Below are 19,134 nucleotides of genomic sequence, written 5' to 3' on the forward strand. Positions count from 1 at the left end.
AATTAATGAAGACGAGAATCAGTATACATTGTAATCAGGGAGGATGGGAATAGATGACTGCATACGAAAAACCAACATTAGAAACTTCGGAAGTGGAAGTTGTGCTGAGTAAATATTTTGGTTCGAATGTGACTGTGGTAACGCCATTAGAAGGGGGTAATTTAAGCGCTGTATTCTCCTTCTCGGTTTTTGATAAGGAATACGTTATTAAATTTAGCGATTTAGCAGGGAGTTTTGAAACTGAAAGATTTATTTCAAGCCTCTTAACATCACAGGGAATCCCGTTTCCTTCTTGTCTCGGGCTAGGTAAATATAAATCATGTAACTATCTCATTTCAGAAAAGATCAGTGGACTCCATCTGGCAAGCTGCTCTCCTGAGCAACAACGCAAATTGATTCCGGAGGTCATTCAACTTCTAACTCGAATGAACCACATTGAGGTAGGTAATACACACGGTTATGGATTTATAAATTCGAGCGGGAATGGTACAGATAATTCTTGGAGGGAACATGTAATTGCTATTAATGCAGAGGATCAGGCGGGCACCTTCTGGGATGGGTGGTACAGCTTATTCAAAACATCTTGTCTGGAGCAAGATGTGTTTGATGAATGTTATAACCGTTTATTGGCGTATTCCAGCTATAATGAACCACATCGGTATTTTATTCATGGTGATTTTCATCAGTTTAATATTTTATCTGATGGTCGACGTATAACCGGTATTATCGACACTAATGGTAAATATGGTGATTTTCTTGTCGACCTTGCAACATTAGACTGGCACTTGAGGAAACTTGATGTGATCCAGGAATACCAGAGTTATCAGCAACAGGTTGGCATTTCCATTCCTAATTTTAAGGAAAGAATAATTGGGGCAAAATATTACAATGGATTGATCGGATTACGCTTTTATGCGAAGATGGGATGGAATGATGCTTATTTCGGACTTCGCCAAGAGCTTTTAAGATTGACCAATTAACACTTATATGAAGTTCCGCTAAAGGATACGATAGTTAAAACTGTAAATAGGAGAGCCCTCATATTCTGATGGCTCTCCTTATTAACTTGCTGGCTTTATTTCGTTAACATCATGGCTCTCACAAATTAACCAAGTGGCTCTACCACGCCGAAATATTCATTAGGGGAAACAAAAATCATAAGAAAACCTCTCGAGGAACAAGTATGCTGTATGTTACCTTGAGAGGAACATATATCAACTATATAGGGTTTGCTCCCGGCTACCGCCATCATAAAATGACCATAAATATAGGCCAACCAGTAATATCTGGCTGACCTAATAATACGTTTGATTAAACAGGTAAATGCGGCTCCCAATACTATTCTCTCACTACCGACACACAGCACTCCACATGTGTTGTCCAAGGGAACATATCCACAGGCTGAACTTCAACGGCACTGTATCCGCCATCCTCGAGCACCCGCAGATCTCTTGCCAGCGTCGCGGGGTTGCACGAGACGTACACGATGCGCTCCGGCTGCATCGCGAGCAGCGTCTCCAGCAAAACCTCGTCACACCCTTTGCGCGGCGGGTCTACGACTACGACTTCCGGCGTAATCCCGTCCTCTCGCCATGCCGGAATCACTTCCTCCGCCTTGCCTACGGCGAAGGTCACATTCCCAAGCCCGTTCAGCTCGGCGTTGGCGCGAGCATCGGCGATGGCTTCGGCGACGATTTCGACGCCGTAGACGTGGCGCGCATGGCGCGCGAGGAAAAGCGAAATGGTCCCGATGCCGCAATAGGCGTCGATGACCGTTTCGCTGCCGGTGAGGCCGGCATATTCGAGGGCTTTGCCGTAAAGCACCTCGGTTTGCACCGGGTTCACCTGGTAGAACGAGCGCGCGGAAATCGCGAATTGCACGTCGCCGATGTAGTCGTGTATAACCTCTTGGCCCCACAGCACGCTCGTTTTGTCGCCGAAAATGACATTCGTGCGCTGGGTGTTCACGTTGTGGCAGATGCTGCGCACCGCCGGAATCGCTTCGCGGATACGCTCCACGAGCTGCTCTTCGCCCGGGATGCGGCTGCCGTTCGTGACAAGAACGACCATAATGTCGCCGGTGCGGAAGCCGATTTTAACGACGACGTGACGCAGCAGCCCTTGGTGGCTCTCCTCGTCGTAGGCGGTGATGCCGAGCGCATATGCAATGCGCTTCACCTCGCGGACGACCGCGTCGGTCTGCTCGTGCTGAATGAGGCACGCGTCCATGTCGACGATGCGGTGACTGCCCTGCGCGTAGAAGCCGCCGATCAAGCCGCCTTCTTCCTGGCCGATCGGCACCTGCGCCTTGTTGCGGTACCGCCACGGATCCCGCATGCCCAGCGTCGGGTGAACGACGATGCCGGATGAAGCGACGTCAGCTGAAGACATCCGGTCATCTGCAGGCGCAACCGCCAGCTTCCCGATCCGTTCCAGGCTGTCTACGACAGTCTGCCGTTTCAAGCGCAGCTGCGCTTCGTAGCTCAGATGCTGGAGCTGACAGCCGCCGCATTGTTTATAGATCGTGCACGGCGGCTCGACGCGGTCCGGGCTCGCTTCGAGCACTTCAAGCAGCTTGGCGTAGCCGAACTGCTTCTTCAGCTTCATCACCTTTATCCGCGCTTTTTCGCCGGGAAGAGCCCCATGTACAAAAAGGGTAAAGCCGTTCACACGGCCTACCCCTTCTCCGTCATGACCTAATCCGACGATATCCGCTATATATTCGCCGTTCTTCTCGACCGGCAGGTCGAGTCTGTCCGCGACGGCAGCCGGTGTTTGAGCGTTTCTTTCGCGCGCCGCACCTGCTGCAGACGCAGATACGCGCTGCCCGCTTCGGCGGGAACCCGCATGATTTCCGCCGGCTTGACGGTTCGCTTGATTTCCTTGCCCGTTCGGCTTCCCTCTAAATCCTTGCTTGCTCATCGAATCACTCCATGTTTGCTGCGGTAGGAGGAGTTGCCGGACTCGTCCACGATAATGTTGAGATGCGACGGAAGTACGGAGAACACGCAAGGCAGCGTGCCACCGAACTCGCCGTCGAGGTTGATTTGGACGTAATCCGGCGACGTCACCTGGATATGGTCGGTTTTGAAATGAATGATGTTCGGGTCGTTCAGATGCTCGCCGCGCAGCGCTGCGGAGACGACGCGGATGAGCTCGACGAGGTTGCATTTCTTCAGAATAAACACGTCGAACAATCCGTCGTCGATGCTCGCGTCGGGCGCAAGCTTCTCGAAGCCCGCCACGGAGTTGCTGTTGGCGATCAGGAACACCATAACCTCCTCGTGCAGGTCGTGCTCCTTCGACTTGATGAACAGCTCGATCGGCCGCAGGCGTGGCAGCTTCTCAAGCCCTTTCATATAATAAGCGAGCTGGCCTAGAACGGTCTTCAGCTTGCTCGGCACTTCGTAGGTGAGCTCTGTGAGCGAGCCGCCGCCCGCAATATTGATAAAATAGCGCTGATTCACTTTGCCGAGGTCGATCGGCCGCGTGTAGCCCTTGACGATAAGATCGCATGCCGCTTCCCAGTTGCGGGGAATGGCCATAGCCCGGGCAAAATCGTTCGTCGTCCCGAGCGGCAGCAGGCCAAGCGGCGGCCGTACCGCTTTCTCCGCCATGCCGTTGATGACCTCGTACAAAGTGCCGTCGCCGCCGGCCGCGATGATGAGGTCGAAGCCGCGCTCCACGGCGTCCGCCGCCGCGAGCGTGGCGTCGCCCTCGCCGATTGTGGCGTGGGTCGACGTTTCGAGTCCGCCGCGTTCAAGCCGCTGCAAAATGTCGTGCAGCCGCCTTTTCATCTCCTCCCGTCCGGAGGTCGGATTGTATATCAGTCTTGCTCGTTTGGCCATTCCTTAATCACCTGTCCGTTCGTAATTGGGCGCGCCCGCCGATGTCAAGAGTGCCGCGATCTGCTTCTCCATCCACCGGGAGACAAGCGGACTAGGCAGCAGCGCCCTGCCGTTATATCGATAATCGAATCCCTGCAGCCGGGATGGGATGACGTTCCGTGTAAAGTATCCTTCGCTCAGAAAAAAAGGCGCGATCACAACCGCAGCTTCCGGATTTCGGCTCTGCAATTGCTCCATGCGCTGCTTCAGCTGGTCGGGCAGCAGCATCGCCGTCCCGGCCTCCCTATACCCGCCAAGTGCGCAAATACGCTCAGCCAGAAGGTTCAGCCCCTGCTGCCACTTCTCGTGAAAGCCGGGCTCCACGCTGCCGTGGCCGACGACCAGCACGGCGTCCTCTGCAGGATTCGCCGACAGCGGTGCAATGTTCGCATAGATCAAGGAGGCCGTATCCGGATCGTCGTCGATCGGCCACCCCCAGTGCAGCTTCGCGCGAACGCGAAACGGCTCAAGCTCAGTCGGCAGCATCGGCTCAGCTTGCAAGCCTAGCGCATAACGAATTTCGTCGAGATGGGTGCTGCCCGAGGACAGAAACAGCGGGACGACCGCAATGTCCGTAACGCCCTGCTCCTCCAGCGCCGTTATGCCGTCCTGAATGAGCCGTCCGTCGACGAGCTCCAGATACGAGGCGAAGACAGGCACGCCGTACGGCGCCTGCACCGCAGCGACCGCATCGTCGACGAGCCTCACCCAGTCCGCGCTGCGCGAGCCGTGGCTAATGATGAGAACGCCGTAGGTAGACGAAGACGAATGATCCGACATGATTATTCTCCTGCTCTGCTGAGGTTCTAACAAGCGCCGGAAATCGACGCGCCAAAAACCGCGGATCGCTGTCCCGGCAATCCGGTTTGCTATATTTTTCATGCTATCCAAACGAAAGTAGAAAGTCAATTGAACGACAAAATCCTACCCCGCAAGCGGAGGAGGATTTCGTCACAGGCGATGGCCCGGAAAGGCCGGCAGGTTCGCCGAATTATGTGGAAAATACGGTAGCGTCGCGGCGTCGGCAGCTCGCTCGGATATTTCTTACATTTATGTGACGTGGCCGTCCGTTCCGGCGGCAAGCCGACGCTCGCCGTCCTTCGGGGGCTAGCGGTTCAATCGCTCGAGCGCCAGCTTGTAGCCGTCGTTGCCGTAGTTCAAGCAGCGCTTGACGCGGGAGATTGTCGCCGTGCTGGCGCCGGTCTCCGCTTCGATCTGATTGTACGTGCATCCCTTGCGAAGCATGCGCGCTACCTCCAGACGCTGAGACAACGATTGAATTTCGTTTACCGTGCACAAATCGTCGAAGAAGACGTAGCATTCCTCGACGCTCTTAAGCGTCAATATTGACTCAAACAGTTGGTCGATCGCTTTATCGTTTAACTTCTTAAGCTGCAATTTTTTCAACCCCTGACCGTACATCCATTTGTTTGGTTGTTGTTTTCGACATGCACGATGCAAATCCCTGCTTATGTTTGCAGATCTGTAAAATTTTCATGCGGTAGTGAGTTAAAACGGATCTCCACGAAAATCCCAAAAACCGTGACATGCGTCCAATCCAACCACTAGACTAACACATAAATTATATAAAAAATACCCCGCAAAGTGAAGTCAAGCCAAAGCTTGCTGCTTTCCGCTGTGTCCGAACGCGATTCCGGCAGCCATAAGTTCGTTCGACGACCCCAACGGCCACTAGTGCATCACGGCATTCTCTTCACGCGGGCTTTAAACGGCTGCTTCCTATATGCCGATTACTTGAGAAAAAGGATGTGAGTCCAGTGAAACCCAAACAACGGGCGCAAACGGTCGTGTACCAGCCGCAGCCGCAACCTCAGCCACAATCGCCACCTCAACCCCAGCCCCAGGCCTACGTCCAACAGCAGCCGCATTACGGCGGCGACAACCTGTTTGGCTACCCGCAGCAGCAGCCTCAGCATTTTGATGGCCGGCCGCAAGGAGGCGGCGGTTTTTTTGGCGGCGGCCATGGGGGCGGAAGCCCTCTAGGCAACGGTTATTCCGGCGGCTTTCCTGGCGGACGGCCGGACGGTCTTTTCTCGCCGAACGCACCTTCTCCCTACTCGCCTCACGCGATGGTGCCCGGCAATATATCGGCTCCCGCTTCTTCCGATACGGATTCGGGATCGGGTTTCAACATGAGCCAGATCCGAGGACTGATCGACAGGGTCGGCGGCATCGACGGCATCGTCGGCACGATCGGCAAGGTTCAGAAGGTGTTTCAGGGCATTCAGCAGGTTTCTCCAATGCTGAAGCTGCTTATGGGCGGTCTCGGCGGCCTTGGCGGCAAAGCCGCCACAGCGACGGCGGACGACGGCTTGCTTGCGCCGCGGCGCCGTAAACGCAGACGGACCTCCTCGACAAACGGCAAACGCAGAAAAAACGGCGGCCGTTCCGGCAGATACTCCCCGTCAAGACGGTAGCCGAACTTGGCGGGGCCGGTTTGTGCAATCGTCGTTATCCACAGACATGCAGGCTGAAAAATAATATCTTCCAAATAACTCACCAGAACCGGAACGAGATCCGCCGTCCTTTCCGTCGAAGCTACCCATCCGTTCATCCGGAGCTAGCCTGCATGCTGTGGATAAATAAATAAAACGGGCGATTTTATCCACAGCGTTATCCACATTATACCCAAACTTATCAACAAATTGTTCACAAGTCTGTGTACGATTCTTTTTTCTTGTTATTTACAAAACATCCGGACCGATCACGGCTTCGGGCTGACCGTAGACTATGCGAACGGTGGCTAAGCGCTTCAGGCGTTCGAACGAGACAAGCCGGATATCGAACCGTTCAACGGCAACAGGGAATACCGAAATTCACACAAAAAAGCCCAAGCCGCATACAAGATGCGGTTTTGGGCTTTTCGCTTTATTGGTTTATGCCAGTAGACATGCATGCAGTCCGTTATTCCCCGTATACGTTTTCCCCGACGGACGGCCCCTTTGTAGGAGTTGGAGTCGGCTTCGGCGTTGCCTTTGGCGTCGGTTTAGGAGTCGCTTTCCCGCCTGTTCCGGTTCCCGTACCAGTGCTGCCGCCAGTGCCCGTACCGGTCGCTCCGCCGCCGCTTGTTGGATTTCCGCTCGGCGATGGCGATGGCGTCAGGGCAGGAAGATCAAGCTGCTGCCGGAGCGCGCTGCGGGCGTTGTCCAGATCTTCGTCGGAAACTTCGATATAAGGGCTGACCCAGTCTCCTTCGAGATGGACGAAATTGATATTTTCGCGATTGATGTTGAAATATGTCGTCAGCAGATCCCGGATTTGGACGCTCGGAATATCGGTTTTGATGCCGTCGCCGACCGCTTGCATAATTTCCGTCATTTTCAGCACGCCGCCGAACGATTTCAGCTTTTCCAGCGTCTTGTCGATGACCTGCTGCTGGCGCATATTCCGCTCCGTATCGCTCGACTCCTCCGTGTTCCGGTTCGATTTGCGGTAGCGGACGAAATCGAGCGCCTGCTTGCCGTTCAGCAGCTGCGTTCCTTTTTTGAGGTTGATGTCGGTGCCGTCTTCATTGTCGACATAGCGCATATCCATGTCTACGTCGATCGTCAGCCCACCCAGAGCGTCTACCGTTTGCTCGAAGGCATGAAAGTCGATCGTCGCCATGTAGTCGAAATTGAAGCCGAAGAAATCGCCGAACGTTTTCTTCGTTTCCGTGAACGCCGTATTTTTGTCTTGGTTATAAAAATACGGATAATAATAATTCGCTTTGCGTTCGGGCAACCCTCTCGGGTCCATATGCAAATCCCGCGGCAGCGATACGATGGTCGCAGACTTGCGTTCCGGGTTCACGGTTACCGCCATGATGACGTCGGAGTTCATGCTCGCCGTTTCCTTCCGGAAATCGACGCCGAGCAGCAGGAAAGAAAGCGGCTTCGTACGCGCCATAGAAGCCTCCGGCACAACCTCGGGCGTACCGATCTGATCGATCACTTCGTTCGCTTTATCGTACACGGTATATAGGTAGCCGCCTATAACGGCTAGAATGACGAACAAGACAGCTGCCGCAATCAGCCACCCTTTACGGCGGCTCGCATTTCCGCGGGGGGGAAGGGGCGAAATGGGCAGGGTTGTTTGGGACATAGGAACCCTCTTTTCTGGCAAACGTTTATGCCGATCGTTCAAAAAGCGGCCTATGGTCACGCATACAATAGGTCCTTTTGTCGAAAATTGGCTTTTTGAACAAAGCGATTTTTGAGTAGATTCCTCCATCTTACATCCTAAACCTTAAAAATAAATTACAAAAAGGTTAAAATCTTATGACTAAACGCCGCCAATTTTACCCAATATTCGCCGCATTCCCCGTTTTTCCGCCAAAAACACCCCTGTTTCAGCTTCTTTGCTATTACCGAAACTCTCGAAATAGGCGCAAATACCCGCCGTTATTTCAAGTCGATTTGTGTCCCTTCGGGTACGATTTGAACCCAAGTGCGCCCCGGCACAAGCGGCTGCTCCTCGCCTCCCGCGTAAGCGCGAATGAGGCCTCCCTTGCGTTCCCATACGACGTCCTGCCGTCTGCCCTGCTGCAGGAGCACGCCTTTACCCGGGCCGAATACGTCGACATCCCGCCGTCCTTCGCTATCCAGCACCCGATGCTTCGCTTCGACGATCAGTACGTTCGCCGCCGTCAGCTGCTTCCGCGTAGCCGCATCAAGATGCGGTTCGCCTTCCATCGAACGATTGTACAGGCCAGTCTCGGCGTCGTAGTCGTAGGAAACGTTGTATCCGCGCAAATACGGAATCGTAACATGCGAAGCGGCGAAACCAGGCGCCTGCTCTCCGGGGGCGAGAAACTCGAGGATCGGCCCGTTCCAGTCGTTCCTCAGCTTCTTGTTCGCGATGCCCCGCCGTATTTTGTCGATGCCCGTATACAAATTATGCGGCATTTTGCGTTCGCCCGAGCGCCAGTAATACGTACCGTCACCGTATACCTCGTCGAAATGCGCCAGATTGCGCTTCGCAATCATATTGATCGCATCCTGGCTCCAGCCGGCGTGAACCAGCACCGCATCCAGTCCGTCACCGATTTCCACGAAGTACGGACGAATGCTGCGCACAGGCCCGATTTCCTCCGGCGACTGGCCTTGAAACACCGCCAAAAACCGGGTGATTTCGCCTTCGGCCAGAACCTCGTAGACAATATCGGCTTGATTCAAGCCGGACTGCGGCCGCGCTTGCGGCGAATTTTCGATCATGACCATGACGGGGCGGTCCTTTACCTCGCCATCCGACGGCAGGCCCGTCAGCGGCTGGGTATAGGGCTTCTTGACTTTGCCTTCGGACGAAGTCTCCTCCGCTTTCCCGCTGCCACCGCCTTGCGGCACTGTGCCTGCCGGCGGCTTTTCACTTGCATGCGGTTTGCCTGCAGCGGGCATGTCTTCGCCATTACCGGAGCACCCTGCCGTAATAACCGCCCCGCACAACAAAATGACGGCAGTTAGCGCCAGCCGGTTCGGAGCCTTTTTCCCCTTATTGCCGCTACTATTATCCACATTAAGCTTGCTTTGCCAAATCGGCATGTCGCATATACTCCCCTTCCAGGTTGTCATATCCAAAATGTTGACTACAGGAAACGTAAAAGGCTTCATTGCGCCCGCCGTTTCCCCGCCGCCCGCAGCTCTAGTTTATAAGGACTCAAACGGCGCCCTTTTCTATGAACCTATCCTATGTGAAATCGCGTTCACATATACGTCATTTGTCGTGACAACCTCCATTTGCTACAATAAATCGGGAGGGAGGCCGCACAAATGAAATGGAAAGCCCTGCTTATTGTTACCGCCATGGTCGTATTGTCCGTTGGCGCCGTTTTTCTGCTGCTGTACGGCTTCGGCCGGGACGATCAATCGGTTAAAGCGGCGATGCTGCCGTCCGATGAAGAAGCGAAACAATATGTACTTGACAATAAACTGCTGGCCGATGTCCGCGAGCTCCAAAAAATTCGCGTAGGCGGTCCGACATTTAAGATGGTTACCGGCTTCGACGAAAAGGGACAGGAGAAAATCGTTTGGCTGACGCTTGAGAAAAAAGCGATCAAATCTTACGGCTCCGTCTTCCCGAAGGACGGCGTGGCGAAGGAGCAAATCATCGCCCAAGTGAAAGAGAAGGGCATAGAGCAAGAAAACATCAGAGACATATTCATTGCGCCCTACGACTATATTTCGGATAAAATCGTCTGGTTCGTTCTCAAGAAAGGTGAGAAGGGACATATGATCTGGTACGATTTCAAAACCGGCGCCCCTGTTTGGGAAGCCTATCAGGAACCGACTTCCTGGAGTCTTAAAAATCATGAATAATACGATCATGCTTAGCCGTCCGGCACCGTGCCGGGCGGTTTTTTCAACCCCGGGCCTTACATAAGCGGCACGCCGAACGGGAACCCTTTTCATAGCAGCACGCGATAATGAAACCCGCATTCGGTTTCGATTGTCGCAACGGGAAAGGGGGCAACGCCATGAAGGAAGTATTCGCCTATGTGCGCGATCATTGGCTGCCGCTAACGCTAATCGTTGTGGCCGCCTACGCGGTCGTCTGGGTATACCGAAACAGAGACAAACTGCAGCTGATCAAAAAAAATAACGATTGATTCCTCGCCCCACGTTACTTACAATGGGCTTGAGTATTTGAGCAAGCTCATTGGAGAGGCGAATGCCGACTAAGGGAGGAATCAGGACACGATGGAATTAAAGGTATTCAAAGCTTTGTGGGGAATGGAAGGCACGCTTGAGCAGCAAGTTAAGCGCATAGCCGCCGCAGGTTATGGCGGAATCGAGGCGGGTTTGCCGGCCCCGGACCAGAGACAAGCTTTCAAGGAGCTGCTGGCCGAGCATAAGCTTGATTATATTTCGATGATCTACACGCAAGGCCCGGACCATCTGGAATCCTTCTCGCAGCAGCTCGACGCCATCGCCGAATTCCGCCCATTGAAGATCACGTCGCACAGTGCGCGGGATTCAATGGATTATGCGGATCAGACGGCCTTTTTCGCCAAAGCTCTGGAGCTGGAGAAACAATACGGCATCCCGGTCGGACATGAAACGCACCGGATGCGTGCGATGTTCACCCCGTGGACGACAGCCAGGCTGCTTCGCGAGTTTCCCGATCTGAAAATTGCGGCGGATTTCAGCCACTGGTGCTGCGTCTGCGAATCGCTGCTCGGTGATCAAGCGGAAAACTTGGCGCTCGCGTTCGAACGCACGATACATATCCACGGCCGCGTCGGCTATGCGGAAGGACCGCAGGTGCCTCATCCGGCCGCACCTGAATATGCCAAGGAGCTTGCGGCTCACGAAAGCTGGTGGACGGAAATCATCCGTCTCCAGGAAGCCAAAGGCGCTCCGCTCGTGACGTTCACGCCGGAATTCGGCCCTCCGGGCTACATGCATACGCTGCCGTTTACAAACCAGCCTGTATCGGATCTGTGGGACGTTTGCTTATGGATGGCCAAACGGTTCGAAACCGCCGTATGGGAGCCGGCTCTGGCGAAATAATTACCGGGAGGCCGATGCTTTCCCCGTCTTTGACGGCTGCGTTACGAATGCACAGAGCGGCTTTAACGTTACACGTTCTTGTTATATGGAGAAAAAAGACCGTTCCTGTCTCTCAACGAGATGGAGAAACGGTCTTTTTTTGTATGCATATTTGCGATCCGGCTGCGCCGCATGTGATCGACCGTCCGCAACACCAGACACTGGGAGCTGCGGGCGACGCGAAACAGCTGCCATGCTAAGCGGCTTGCCGAGTGAACTAGCGCAAGCCGGAGCCGTCCCCCGCCAACCGCTTCAAAGCGATGCCCGCGAACATGGCGGCGCCGAGTGTTATACAGCTTTCGTCCGGGTTAAAGCGCGGGCTGTGCAAGCCCGGAGCCAGCTCGGCCTGCTCCTGCGGTCCGGAGCCGAGCCAATAAAAGCCGCCCTTGGCAAACGCCAAAAACTCCGCGAAATCTTCGCCGTACGTCATCGGCAGAGGCAGCGTACGATTATGCCTGCCGACAAGCGAGTCGGCGACCTCGGCAAGATATTCGGCGCATGACTCGTCATTGATGACCGGAGCTACCTGCTCGATATACGTCACGGTGCCCTCGCAGCGGTACGCCCGGCAAATGTCGCCGACGATTCTCGTTATCCGCTCCGGCATCGTCTTCCGCCATTCCGCGTCCAGATGCCGCACCGTACCCGTCATTTCCACAAAGTCGGGAATAATGTTGTTCGCCGTCCCGGCTTGAATCGTCCCGATCGTGACGACCGCCCCCGTCGTAGGCGGAATTTCCCGGCTTATTGCCGATTGCAGCCCCATAATGACGGCGGAGGCGGCGACGATCGGATCGATGCAAGCCTCCGGATAGCCGCCATGCCCGCCTCGGCCTTCGACGCGAATCTCGATGCGGTCGATCGAGCCCATGACGACGCCCGGCTTCACGCCGATTTTGCCGGCCGGGAGGCTAGGCAAATTATGTACCCCGTAAACCTCCGCGATCCCTTCCATCGCGCCTTCCTGAATCATCGCTTTAGCGCCCGCGAGAATTTCTTCGGCCGATTGAAACAGGAAGCGCACCGTCCCGTGAAGCTCTTCGCGCCGCTTGGCGAGCAGCATGGCCGCACCGAGTAAAACGGTCGTATGAATATCATGCCCGCAAGCATGCATAACTCCTGCCCGCTCCGACGCATAGTCAAGTCCCGTTTCCTCGGTTATCGGAAGTGCATCCATATCCGCGCGAAAAGCGATCGCCGGCCCGGGATAACGTCCTCTCAGCTCGGCCACGACGCCGTGTCCGCCGATTCCGCTTTGCACCTCGAGCCCGAGCTTTTGCAGCTCCTCCGTCACCCGGCTCGCCGTGCGGAATTCCTGAAAGCTCAGCTCGGGAAACCGGTGCAGCTCCCTGCGCAGCGCGATAAGCGACTCCTCCAGCTGCTGCGCCTGCTCCCTTAACTCGTTCATCATCGGTAAACGTCCCTCTCTTTATTCAGCTATTGGCTGCGGTCCATAACCATCAAATATTGCTCGTAACGCGTTTCGAAGCCGGCCGCTTTCAGCATATCGATCACTTCCGGATTCGCGGTAGACAAGTTGGCCGTGCTGCGCGAGCATTCCCGGTCAAACGGCCCGTAAATGTCCCTTAAAGCGAAAGCGAACAGCGCGTCGCGATCCTCTCTTCCCGGGGCGGCCTCGCATTGGAATAAGGTTGCGGACTCCATATTTCCTTGCTTGTCGAAGGTTCGGCTAAACAAGGCATATGCCGCCGCTTCGCCAAACTGATCGCGGACGATCAGCGCTTCCCCGTTCTTGATGTTATGCCACATGCATTCCCAAGCGGCCACCTCCCGGTAAAAATCGAGCGCCGCCGCAGCCGAAGCTTTGCCGTAATCCGCCTGCAATCCCCAGGCCGAATCCGGTACCCGGAAGCATTGTTCGTCAAGCATGCCCTTATGCGCAAGTCCCGCTATTCGGTCCGTTTTGTGAAAGCCGCCGCTCTCGTAGGCCGAAATCGCATGCTCATTCTTGCAAACGACCTCCAGAATCGCGCAATCCACGTCTTCCTCCGCAAAAATCCGCTGCGCCTCCCGCATCAGCGCCTTCGCGATTCCCTTGCCGCGGTATTCCGGCGCTACGCCGGTGCCTCCGTTCCAGGCCCATTTGCGGCCGTCGACGATTTTCGTGGCGATAAATACGAAGCCGGCGGGATCGTCGTCCACGAACGCGGCCACCGACAGCTCGGGCTTGATGGAGCTCGCCGCAAAGCTGTTTATCAATTGCTCCATGTTCCTTGTCATATCCGAATAATAGCCGGTAAAGCCGCGATTCCACAGCGATAAGGCCTCGTCAAACGTACAAGCGTTCAGCCGCCCGAAGCGGACAGTCCCGTTCTCCATAGGAACACCTCAATTTTTAAGGAATGTGCTATGACATGCAATCTACATACGTTATTCGGCCTGCTCGCCGTTTATCCTGCTCAGCAGCTCCGCCGCATGCTGCACGAACTGCTCGCCTATTCCTGCAGGCAGGCGGCTGTTTGATGTGATCTTCGGCTCATAGCTGCCGTTAGCGAACGCTTCGCGGGTGCAAACATAGCCGGTGGCGGATCCGTTGCTCAGCTCGTTGACCGCGGTGTATGGGAACGGAGATGCCGCTTTGATCGCCAGCCCCAGTTCGACGAAAAGCTCGCCGGGACAACCGACGACGGCAAGAGGTCCGAGCTTGATCGCTTGAATCTCGATGTCCGCGACCGTATCGCCATTCGTTTCCGCCAACAGAACCTCCGCAGCGAACGCCTTCCTTACTTCGCTTTCCGTATCGGAGGCGACGCGCTGCCTCGCTTTTTCCACTTCCTCATCAGTAGGGCGCCTGCAGGCCGTCTGGAAAAACAGCTGCGCTCCGCCGATTTCAACGTCATCCGTTAACGCCGCTTTTTCCCTTGTCTTCAGCACCTCGCCTGCAAGAATACGCCCCAATACCCGATGATGCTCACGCTGTATGGGCCACTTGCCGCTGACGTCGATATGGTTGATATTGCCGCTGGCACCCATCAGGAAGAGGCTGACGACATGCTCCCCAAGCGAACGTTTAAGCGACGCGCTCAGCTCTCCGGGATAATCCGCGCTGTACAGCGTGCCTCCGACCGTATCGGTATGGCAGGCGTAATTGGTCACGACCCCGATCGGCTTACCGTCAAGCTCGTCGATCCGGACGACAAGCACCTGCGGGTCGATCGGTCCCTCCGTCCGCTCGATATCGGGATTGCCGATTCCCGGGTTCATCCGTACTCTGCCGTCCTTCATCCAAAACCGCCGGTTAAATGCGATGTCCGCTTCCTCGCCGGAGGCGAAACCGATTCGCGCCGCTTTCCTTGTCCGGTAGGCGATGATGGCCGCGTCCGCCGCCTTCTCCGTCATCAGCTTCAAATACGTCTCATCGGCCGTCATAAACGAACATGTGACAACCGGAGGGCCTGTATGCGTATGCGTCGCGGACACCATGATGCTGGATGCCGGTATGCCCGTTTCTTTATGTATTCGCTCCCTGATACCGAGCACGACACGGCGGGGCAGGTCGATGCAGTCCAAGGCGACCCATGCCGCTGCCCCTTTATCGGTCTCGACGACAAGCGATTTCGCGTATAACGCATCCAGAACGCCGGTCGATTTGCGGTCGTGAAAATAACCCGGCATCGAGCTGTCAAGCGGCGGCGTAATATCCGTTTCCGCCATTCCACATGTAAGCACAATCCATCATCCTTTCCGTAGCTAACGATTAACGTGCATGATTATTAACGCCGTTCCGGTCAGAACGTCTAAGATGAAAGGCTTTTGCAAGAACGGTGGCCTGAAACCGGTTACCTTTATTATAATAGATAACGCATTCGAAATATCGGCGGCGCTCAATAATTTTATGCTTCAATTTCGTGCCGCTTCGGCATTCGATGCAAGCTTTCACCGGCACCCGGAAAGCGTTCCGGTATACGATGCATGCCGTCGTTCGAAACCGCAGCCGTCATAAGCATCGGACCAGTTTCTTGCCTATTTTAGCATGCCGGAAATTCGCGCGGTTTGTCCGTTTGCACAAAAAAACGGCTCTTTTTTCATGTTTTGGGATAAAGACGGATTCATTCATTTTTTTGTATACTGGAAACAACTTTTTTGGCAGGAAGGAAGACGCTCTTGGATATGGCGGACACTTTACATCATTCGAACGGTACCAAACGCGAACAGCAATATCGGCATACATGGGCCGATATTTCGCTCGACGCCATCCGGCACAACGTGCGCGCGTTTCAATCGCTGCTGCAGGACGGCTGCCTGCTGATGGCAGTCGTCAAAGCGGACGGCTACGGACACGGCTCCGTTCAGACGGCATCGGCCGCATTGTCGGCGGGAGCCGCGTATTTGGCGGTTGCGTTCGCGGATGAAGCGTTCGCGCTCCGCCATGCGGGGATTACCGCGCCGATCCTTATCCTCGGCTATACGGCGCCGGAATTTGCCGCAGAGACGGTGGATCAAGGCGTCGCCGTTACGGTTTTTGAGCGCGATACGCTGCAAGCCGTTATCGAAAGTGCAGCACGCTTCGGCAAGCAAGCTCGCGTGCATTTGAAAATCGACACCGGCATGACCAGACTCGGGGTGCGTACGGCTGAAGAGGCCTTGGAGCTGGCGCGGATGGCGGCCGCTTCTCCGCATGTCGTATTGGAAGGCGTCTTTACGCATTTTGCCGATGCAGACCGTTCCGGCTCCGGTTATACCGAGCAGCAATTTGCGCGCTTTATGCAAATCGTCCGCCTCCTGGAGGCGAACGGTATAAGCATTCCGCTGAAGCATTGCTGCAATACGGCCGGAACGATCCATTATCCGCATATGCATTTGGATATGGTCAGAGTGGGCATCGGCCTGTACGGCTTGAACCCTTGCGAAGACCGTTCGCTGCAGGTTTTGCCTTTGCGAAAAGCCATGCACTTGAAGAGCCGGATCGCGGCGCTAAAGCAGATTCCCGCCGGACAGCATGTCAGCTACGGCTGCACGTACCGGGCGGAGAGCGAAAGGCTGCTGGCCGTTCTCCCCATCGGGTACGCGGACGGCCTGCCCCGGGCGCTCTCGAACATCGGCGCCGTACTGATCAACGGCCGTAAAGCGCCGATCGCCGGCAATGTCTGCATGGATCAGACCATGGCGGACGTTACGGGCATCCCCCATATCGCGCTCGGCCACGAGGCAATCCTGCTTGGGGACTGCGAGAGCGGCAATGCCATATCGGCCGACGACATCGCGGCGCTGGCGAGCACGATCGGCTATGAGGTGCTTTGCGGGATAAGCAAAAGAGTGCCGCGTTTTTACGGCTAAAACAAGGGTAAACGGCTTGCGGCGTCCTTGACGTAAGATATGCGTTCGCGCTTCCGCTCGAACAAACGGTTTCCGCACCGCGCGACCCCGGTGGGCGCACGGTACCCGATCGCACGGCGGCTGTTACCCTCGTTTTTCCTGACGTCCTCTTCGTTCGTCGCTTCCGTGCGCTGCAGTCCGATATGGCCCTATTGGAATCGAGTCCGCCCCCCTTTCCTCGCCTACAGTCCGAAAATGCCCGCTTGCAGCGGCTATTTGGCTCGGCACTCCAGAAAATCCATTCTCCAAGCAGGCAAATTCGGATTCCAGCGTAAAGCGAATCTGGATTCCTTGCTCCAAACGGGCAAATTCGGGCTACAGCGTACGAAGGAGCCTCCATGGCACTGGTTTTCGATCTTTAATCGTAAGAACAAAAAAACCGTCCGGAATGAAATCTCCGAACGGTCTTTTTTGTGCCGCAAATTCTCGCTTAGTCCCTCGAAAGGCCAAACAGCCGCAGAACATACAAGAACAGGTTGATGAAATTCAGGTACAGGCTCAGCACCGCGAGCGGAATCGCTTCGTCCGGCAGGCCGTGCTTGTACTGCGAGATGTCGTACAAGATGAACCCCGAGAAGACGAGGACGCCGACGACTGCAATCCCCAGACCGAGCGGACCGCTGAAACCGCCGACGAACAAACCGACGAGGCTGAATCCGATCAGCGTCAAAAGCCCGACCATCAGCATGCCGCCCAAGAAGCTGAAATCCCGCTTGGAGAAGTAGGCGTAGGCCGTCAAACCGGCGAAAATAACCGTCGTCACGATGAAAGCCGAATTCACCATTTTGGCGCCGCCGACCGAAGCGTAATTGGCGATTACCGGATACAGCGTCACCCCGCTAAGAAACGTAAAAGCGTACACGAACAAATAACCGATCGATCTCTTGCTGCGGCGAATGAAGAAGGCGCCGATCAGCATCGCGAATTCCAGAATGATCAGCGGCAGGAACAATGCCGGAGGCACTTGCGTACCGACCACCGTACCGATGAACGAAATCAAAATCGAAAGCGTAAACATACGCATCAGCTTATGGAACGAAGCGTTGTATTCCCTTGACACCCCATATGCCGATTGCTGCTGCATATCCATGAACATCCCGCCTTTTTGGGAAATGAACTTCTTCATCTAGTATATCATAATTGATGGGCAGGCTATGACAGCTTGGCAAAATTTCCTTCCTCGCCCCGGCTATGATATACGGGCATCGCGCAAGGCGGGTCTATCTATGGAGAAAATGGCGCGGTCCAGCTTCGACGTCCCGTCGCACGCAAGCTGGCTCAGCATCTCGCCGACCGCGCTCGCGAACTTGAAGCCGTGGCCCGAAAAGCCTGCGGCGATCCATACATGCGGATGCTCCGGATGACTGTCGACGATAAAATGCTCATCCGGCGTCATCGTATATTTGCAAACCGCGCTCTTGAGCAGCTTGCTTGACGAAGCTTGCGGAAAATACGTCTGCAGCAAACGGGCAAGATCGCCCGCATCCTCCTCGTAAAAGCCGAACGGAAGCAGCGGCGAATCCGGCGATATCGGCTGCCCGCCGTCATGGCGTCCCGCTTTCAGACCGCTCCCTTTTATGCTGGGAAACCCATAATAGTCGCCTGACGGCCCGTTCAAAATAAAGGCGGGAAACGAATCGGCGCGATAAAGCGTTTCGTCCGCTTCAAACCAGCCGACCGTTTGCCGCAGCACGCGAAGCGGCAGCCTCAGCTCGGCGAGCAGCCGGTTGGTCCACGCACCGGCGCAGACAATAAGACGTTCGGCGGTATATTCGCCGGCCGACGTCACGACGGTCGCCTCGCGCTTGCCGATACGGATATCTCGGACTGCCGTATTCATCAGCAAATCCGCGCCATGCACCTCCGCCATCATCCGATACGCGCAAAGACAGCACTCCGGCGACAGCACCCCTGCTTCCGGCTCGAAATTGCCTGCCATCGATTCGGGCAAGCGAATGCCGGGCCATCGCCTTGCGATCTCGTTGGCAGAAAGGGATTCGACTGGAACGCCAAACCGCATGGCAGCCTCCGTCTGGCCGCTCAAATAGGCAGAGCCGGCCGGTCCCATGCGCAAAACACCGGTTTTCGTAAACAGTCTGGCCGTCTCCCGCTCCAACTGCTCCCAAAGCTGCTGCGCCCTAAGCGCCAAGGGGACGTAAGCATCCGCCATGCTGTAAGCATGACGGATAATGCGCGTTTCCCCGTGATGGCTTCCTTCGGTATGCGGCGGATCGAAGGCATCGATGAGCAGCGGGTCCGCTCCCCGCAAAGTCAAGTAATAGCCGGCCGCCATCCCCATAGCGCCGGCGCCGATCACAATCGTACCGTAATGCCGTCGTTTCAACGCCGCTCTTCCTCTCCCC

Annotated in this window: 17 protein-coding genes; 6 read left to right on the forward strand and 11 right to left on the reverse strand. The window is 55.5% G+C overall.

The features are described from left to right. Positions 1–53 precede the first annotated feature (53 nt). Positions 54–980 (forward strand): phosphotransferase family protein, encoded by a 927-nt coding sequence (locus DQG23_RS31965; RefSeq protein WP_113035099.1) that lies wholly within the window; start codon positions 54–56, stop codon positions 978–980. A 358-nt stretch (positions 981–1,338) separates the two neighbouring features. On the opposite strand, the gene rlmD is transcribed toward DQG23_RS31965, so the two are convergent. The 4 genes from rlmD to DQG23_RS31985 all read right to left on the reverse strand — a co-directional run bounded on the left by rlmD (position 1,339) and on the right by DQG23_RS31985 (position 5,285). Continuing rightward, complete coding sequence (gene rlmD, locus DQG23_RS31970; RefSeq protein ID WP_113035100.1) at positions 1,339–2,922, reverse strand: 23S rRNA (uracil(1939)-C(5))-methyltransferase RlmD; 1,584 nt, start codon at positions 2,920–2,922, stop codon at positions 1,339–1,341. Then, positions 2,919–3,848: a diacylglycerol kinase gene (locus tag DQG23_RS31975; protein WP_113035101.1), complete on the reverse strand. Its 930-nt coding sequence runs from the start codon at positions 3,846–3,848 to the stop codon at positions 2,919–2,921. The genes rlmD and DQG23_RS31975 overlap by 4 nt, the downstream gene beginning before the upstream one ends. A 3-nt stretch (positions 3,849–3,851) precedes the next feature. Further along, on the reverse strand, positions 3,852–4,667 hold the full coding sequence (locus DQG23_RS31980; protein ID WP_113035102.1) for a sirohydrochlorin chelatase: 816 nt from the start codon (positions 4,665–4,667) through the stop codon (positions 3,852–3,854). A 327-nt stretch (positions 4,668–4,994) separates the two neighbouring features. Continuing rightward, a complete protein-coding gene (locus DQG23_RS31985; RefSeq protein WP_113035103.1) occupies positions 4,995–5,285 on the reverse strand; it encodes a YerC/YecD family TrpR-related protein in 291 nt (96 codons plus the stop codon). 380 nt (positions 5,286–5,665) lie between these two features. Here DQG23_RS31985 and DQG23_RS31990 point away from each other — a divergent pair, with 380 nt between their 5' ends. Beyond that, the gene (locus DQG23_RS31990) at positions 5,666–6,325 is read left to right on the forward strand and encodes an aminotransferase (RefSeq protein WP_113035104.1); all 660 of its coding nucleotides are present in this window, start codon (positions 5,666–5,668) and stop codon (positions 6,323–6,325) included. Positions 6,326–6,812: 487 nt separating this feature from the next. On the opposite strand, the gene DQG23_RS31995 is transcribed toward DQG23_RS31990, so the two are convergent. Further along, positions 6,813–7,991, reverse strand: a complete 1,179-nt coding sequence (locus DQG23_RS31995; protein ID WP_158560801.1) for an LCP family protein — start codon at positions 7,989–7,991, stop codon at positions 6,813–6,815. Positions 7,992–8,290: 299 nt separating this feature from the next. Beyond that, on the reverse strand, positions 8,291–9,427 hold the full coding sequence (locus tag DQG23_RS32000; RefSeq protein ID WP_158560802.1) for a DUF3048 domain-containing protein: 1,137 nt from the start codon (positions 9,425–9,427) through the stop codon (positions 8,291–8,293). Between the two features lie 228 nt (positions 9,428–9,655). Between DQG23_RS32000 and DQG23_RS32005 the strand changes: the two genes are divergently transcribed. The 3 genes from DQG23_RS32005 (at position 9,656) to DQG23_RS32010 (ending at position 11,395) form a co-directional block, all read left to right on the forward strand. Next, positions 9,656–10,201 carry a hypothetical protein gene (locus tag DQG23_RS32005; RefSeq protein ID WP_113035107.1) on the forward strand — a complete coding sequence of 182 codons (546 nt, stop codon included), beginning with the start codon at positions 9,656–9,658 and terminating at the stop codon, positions 10,199–10,201. A gap of 158 nt (positions 10,202–10,359) precedes the next feature. Further along, entirely contained in the window at positions 10,360–10,491 is a 132-nt protein-coding gene (locus tag DQG23_RS43510) for a hypothetical protein (protein WP_272949079.1), read from the forward strand. A 91-nt stretch (positions 10,492–10,582) separates the two neighbouring features. Beyond that, positions 10,583–11,395, forward strand: a complete 813-nt coding sequence (locus DQG23_RS32010; RefSeq protein WP_113035108.1) for a sugar phosphate isomerase/epimerase family protein — start codon at positions 10,583–10,585, stop codon at positions 11,393–11,395. A gap of 256 nt (positions 11,396–11,651) precedes the next feature. On the opposite strand, the gene DQG23_RS32015 is transcribed toward DQG23_RS32010, so the two are convergent. Genes DQG23_RS32015 through DQG23_RS32025 form a run of 3 tightly spaced genes read right to left on the reverse strand, consistent with a single transcriptional unit; the run spans position 11,652 to position 15,124 of the window. Continuing rightward, complete coding sequence (locus tag DQG23_RS32015; RefSeq protein WP_238178141.1) at positions 11,652–12,845, reverse strand: M20 metallopeptidase family protein; 1,194 nt, start codon at positions 12,843–12,845, stop codon at positions 11,652–11,654. A gap of 26 nt (positions 12,846–12,871) precedes the next feature. Then, complete coding sequence (locus DQG23_RS32020; protein WP_113035109.1) at positions 12,872–13,774, reverse strand: GNAT family N-acetyltransferase; 903 nt, start codon at positions 13,772–13,774, stop codon at positions 12,872–12,874. A gap of 51 nt (positions 13,775–13,825) precedes the next feature. Next, complete coding sequence (locus tag DQG23_RS32025; protein WP_146762422.1) at positions 13,826–15,124, reverse strand: neutral/alkaline non-lysosomal ceramidase N-terminal domain-containing protein; 1,299 nt, start codon at positions 15,122–15,124, stop codon at positions 13,826–13,828. A 441-nt stretch (positions 15,125–15,565) separates the two neighbouring features. Between DQG23_RS32025 and alr the strand changes: the two genes are divergently transcribed. Further along, on the forward strand, positions 15,566–16,732 hold the full coding sequence (gene alr, locus DQG23_RS32035) for an alanine racemase (protein ID WP_192894661.1): 1,167 nt from the start codon (positions 15,566–15,568) through the stop codon (positions 16,730–16,732). A 469-nt stretch (positions 16,733–17,201) separates the two neighbouring features. On the opposite strand, the gene DQG23_RS32040 is transcribed toward alr, so the two are convergent. Beyond that, entirely contained in the window at positions 17,202–17,861 is a 660-nt protein-coding gene (locus DQG23_RS32040) for a Bax inhibitor-1/YccA family protein (protein WP_337589422.1), read from the reverse strand. A gap of 99 nt (positions 17,862–17,960) precedes the next feature. Further along, positions 17,961–19,115, reverse strand: a complete 1,155-nt coding sequence (gene solA / locus DQG23_RS32045; protein WP_272949080.1) for an N-methyl-L-tryptophan oxidase — start codon at positions 19,113–19,115, stop codon at positions 17,961–17,963. Positions 19,116–19,134 lie beyond the last annotated feature (19 nt).

The organism is Paenibacillus contaminans (assembly GCF_003285015.1).
Lineage (GTDB): Bacteria > Bacillota > Bacilli > Paenibacillales > NBRC-103111 > Paenibacillus_V > Paenibacillus_V contaminans.

Bases quoted from the DNA above. Each gene is read 5' to 3' on its own strand.
- DQG23_RS32005 (WP_113035107.1), top strand. From the start codon at position 9,656: ATGAAATGGAAAGCCCTGCTTATTGTTACCGCCATGGTCGTATTGTCC.
- DQG23_RS32010 (WP_113035108.1), top strand. From the start codon at position 10,583: ATGGAATTAAAGGTATTCAAAGCTTTGTGGGGAATGGAAGGCACGCTT.
- DQG23_RS32015 (WP_238178141.1), bottom strand. From the start codon at position 12,845: ATGATGAACGAGTTAAGGGAGCAGGCGCAGCAGCTGGAGGAGTCGCTT.
- DQG23_RS32040 (WP_337589422.1), bottom strand. From the start codon at position 17,861: ATGGATATGCAGCAGCAATCGGCATATGGGGTGTCAAGGGAATACAAC.
- DQG23_RS31995 (WP_158560801.1), bottom strand. From the start codon at position 7,991: ATGTCCCAAACAACCCTGCCCATTTCGCCCCTTCCCCCCCGCGGAAAT.
- alr (WP_192894661.1), top strand. From the start codon at position 15,566: ATGGCGGACACTTTACATCATTCGAACGGTACCAAACGCGAACAGCAA.
- DQG23_RS32000 (WP_158560802.1), bottom strand. From the start codon at position 9,427: ATGCCGATTTGGCAAAGCAAGCTTAATGTGGATAATAGTAGCGGCAAT.
- DQG23_RS31975 (WP_113035101.1), bottom strand. From the start codon at position 3,848: ATGGCCAAACGAGCAAGACTGATATACAATCCGACCTCCGGACGGGAG.
- DQG23_RS31980 (WP_113035102.1), bottom strand. From the start codon at position 4,667: ATGTCGGATCATTCGTCTTCGTCTACCTACGGCGTTCTCATCATTAGC.
- rlmD (WP_113035100.1), bottom strand. From the start codon at position 2,922: ATGAGCAAGCAAGGATTTAGAGGGAAGCCGAACGGGCAAGGAAATCAA.
- DQG23_RS32020 (WP_113035109.1), bottom strand. From the start codon at position 13,774: ATGGAGAACGGGACTGTCCGCTTCGGGCGGCTGAACGCTTGTACGTTT.
- DQG23_RS43510 (WP_272949079.1), top strand. From the start codon at position 10,360: ATGAAGGAAGTATTCGCCTATGTGCGCGATCATTGGCTGCCGCTAACG.
- DQG23_RS31965 (WP_113035099.1), top strand. From the start codon at position 54: ATGACTGCATACGAAAAACCAACATTAGAAACTTCGGAAGTGGAAGTT.